Source organism: Microcoleus sp. A003_D6 (assembly GCF_036702825.1).
GTDB lineage: Bacteria > Cyanobacteriota > Cyanobacteriia > Cyanobacteriales > Microcoleaceae > Microcoleus.
In genome coordinates this window covers 1-2,894 of sequence record NZ_JAUBWA010000261.1, presented here as the reverse complement: position 1 = coordinate 2,894, position 2,894 = coordinate 1, and the positions used below count along the sequence as shown (strand labels likewise).

General features: G+C 45.2%; 4 protein-coding genes. 3 read left to right on the top strand and 1 reads right to left on the bottom strand.

Annotation, left to right across the window (positions count from 1 at the left end):
• Window positions 1-270 precede the first annotated feature (270 nt).
• Window positions 271-1,140, bottom strand: a complete 870-nt coding sequence (gene folD, locus QUB70_RS32200; protein WP_332985865.1) for a bifunctional methylenetetrahydrofolate dehydrogenase/methenyltetrahydrofolate cyclohydrolase FolD — start codon at window positions 1,138-1,140, stop codon at window positions 271-273.
• A gap of 144 nt (window positions 1,141-1,284) precedes the next feature.
• Here folD and QUB70_RS32195 point away from each other — a divergent pair, with 144 nt between their 5' ends.
• From QUB70_RS32195 to QUB70_RS32185, 3 genes are all read left to right on the top strand, one after another.
• The gene (locus tag QUB70_RS32195; protein ID WP_332985863.1) at window positions 1,285-1,710 is read left to right on the top strand and encodes a DNA-binding protein; all 426 of its coding nucleotides are present in this window, start codon (window positions 1,285-1,287) and stop codon (window positions 1,708-1,710) included.
• A gap of 410 nt (window positions 1,711-2,120) precedes the next feature.
• Window positions 2,121-2,561, top strand: coding sequence for an NUDIX hydrolase (locus QUB70_RS32190; RefSeq protein WP_332985862.1), 441 nt, complete (start codon window positions 2,121-2,123; stop codon window positions 2,559-2,561).
• Window positions 2,562-2,696: 135 nt separating this feature from the next.
• The gene (locus QUB70_RS32185; protein ID WP_332985860.1) at window positions 2,697-2,843 is read left to right on the top strand and encodes a hypothetical protein; all 147 of its coding nucleotides are present in this window, start codon (window positions 2,697-2,699) and stop codon (window positions 2,841-2,843) included.
• Window positions 2,844-2,894: the final 51 nt, after the last annotated feature.

Sequence of the window (2,894 nt, the reverse complement as noted above, 5' to 3'; positions counted from 1 at the left end):
AATTTTTTTTCTTGTGGAATGGGCATCTTGCCCGTTCCAGAATTTGATTAAAAGGATTTTTGCAAGAGGTCTAATATCACAGCGACGCACCCTACGGTAAAGTCAGGTGCGTCGCCACCCTTAGATATTCAAATACGATCGAAAGTTTCAGCAGCGACGCACCCACGTTAGGTGTTTTGTAGGGTGCGTCGCTTCCTGAAAACTCGATTTTTCACCCAAAGTTTCAGCAGCGACGCACCCTACGTTAGGTGTATTTGTAAAGACTAATGACTACTTAATACTGTACGTCGAAACGGTATTTTCCAACAACATCGCAACAGTCATCGGCCCGATTCCTCCCGGTACCGGCGTGATAAATTCGGCTACTGTTTTAACAGCATCAAAATCAACATCTCCGGCCAAACGGCTAGTACCGTCTGGATTGACAACGCGGTTAATACCGACATCGATTACTACCGATCCAGGTTTGACCATATTAGCTGCAATCATTTCTGTGCGGCCGACTGCGGCGATTAGAATATCGGCTTGATTGGTGATGGATTCTAGGTTTTGCGATCGAGAATGAGCTACTGTAACAGTACAATCGGCTTCTAAAAGCATCAGCGCCATCGGTTTACCCACCAAAATACTCCGGCCCAAAACAACGGCGTTTTTTCCTTTCAAATCAATCTGGTATTCTTGCAAAAGCCGCATCACTCCGGCGGGAGTACAACTCCGCAAACCTTCCTCCCCGCGCACGAGACGGCCTAAATTTACAGGGTGAAGTCCGTCAGCATCTTTGTCGGGAGCAATTTGGTACAGCAGCGAAATTGCATCTAAGTGCTCTGGTAGCGGCAGTTGCACTAAAATGCCATCTACTCGATCGTCCTCGTTGAGTGCATGAATTGCAAGTTCTAGTTCGGCTTGAGTAGCGTTTGCGGGGTAATGCTGGCCGAAGGAAGCTATGCCAACTTTAGCGCAGGCTCGCTCTTTGTTGCGAACATAGGCTGCGCTAGCTGGGTTGTCGCCCACCATCAGTACCGCAAGTCCGGGAGGACGCCCCTTTTGGGGTTGTAGGGCGCGGACTCGATCGCTCAGCTCGCTTTGAATCTTTGTCGCTAAAGCTTTGCCATCTAGTATTTGAGCAGTTTTGGCATCCATTGTAGACTCTGGGTTAGGGGCTGACGATTTTAGATTTTAGCTTAATCCCCGCCAAGGACTACACTAGAGAAATTTCTTACTTGCGATCGATTCTTTGGATTCTGTTAAAGTAAGTCGTATCTCAAATCTCAAATTAGTTGACGAATGACTACTGCAATTAAGCAAGTTTGGGTTCAAAGATTCTGCACGGGCTCTTTGTCGCTAATCCTCGCCAGCGGTTTTTTCAGTTGCGGCAATTTACCCATGTCTCAACTCAATCTTGGTTTTAATGTTGCTAGCATTGGCGACATTCAACAAAAGCGGCAAGTCGATGGTGAAGTTTATCTCCGGGGAAAGGTGGAAAATCGTGCTCCGTTTGTGGGGAATGCGGCTTATCAACTTCAAGACGGTACGGGTACGATTTGGGTTTTAACTAACCAAGCTTTGCCCCAGCTTGGCGATGAAGTGTTGCTGAAGGGAGAAGTCCGCTACAAGAGTATTACTCTGAAGGAATTGGCAGGAAAGGATTTAGGTGAACTTTATGTTGAGGAAATGGAACAATTAAAGCGCACTCCAGCGACCAATAAATAAAAATAGCAGTCTGCTAATTTGTTTCAATAATTCAGTAAGTCCCTTTCAAAAAAATTAAAGATTTATACTTGCGCCAAAGCGATGTGGGTATCTTTATTTATCCTAAAAGTTGCTAGACTATAATATCCCGGTCGGGGCAGGTCGATCGGCTCTTTTGTTAATATTACAGATTAGGGTAAGCTGTTTCGCATTTAAAGGATGATAGTAGGGTGCGTCAGTAAATAAGTCTTTCCCATGTAGAGTAAGTGTTCTAGCTGACGCACCTTACCTCGATCGTTAATGGTTTAAATGCGTAACAGCTTAAAACTACTTCCCTCTCTCCTAGATAACTTTTTCCCTTTTCCTTCTATACTTAATATCATCCGTTAAATCCGTGAAATCCCGTACATTGCTCGTTGCCAAACTTTCTTATGACTAAAATTCACGTTGCGATCGCGATTTTGTACCGAGACGGCAAGTTTCTTTGTCAGTTGCGGGACGATATTCCTAATATCAGGTATCCCGGACATTGGGCGTTATTTGGCGGACACTTGGAACCGGGAGAAACGCCGGAAGTAGCCGTTTTGCGGGAACTGGAAGAAGAAATTAGTTATGCTCCTCCAAGTATTTCTTTTTTCTGTTGCGATGTCGAAGGAGATGTTGTTCGCCATGTTTTTCACTCACAACTTAGTGCGGATGTCAAGGATTTAGTTTTGCTTGAGGGTTGGGATATGAAGTTGTTGGCACCGTCTGATATTCGGGCAGGCAAATGCTATTCTGAGCAGTCAAGAGATGTGCGACCTTTTGGCATTCCTCACCAACGTATTTTGTTAAATTTTATTGACTCGATCGCTACCGTGGATGCGAAATAGCGTAGAGTACAATCGCACACAAACCACATATCAAACCTGGCTCTCGGTGGCGAAAAGGCTCGCCAACCGCCACAGCTCAGTCATTGGTAGGCAAAAAATAGCAAGAAGAGTCAATAATAAGGTTACGCGCAGATAATGCAACCATTTAAACTGCCAGAATTTTATATGCCTTGGCCGGCGCGGCTGAACCCAAACCTGGAAACGGCGCGAGTTCATTCCAAGGCGTGGGCTTACGATATGGGCATACTTGGCTCAAAAGAGCAAGACTTAAGTGCCAAATAGTTCGCTAAAAATATCCATAGTTAATCGTTGAGGAGAAGTTTTGTGTTTGCC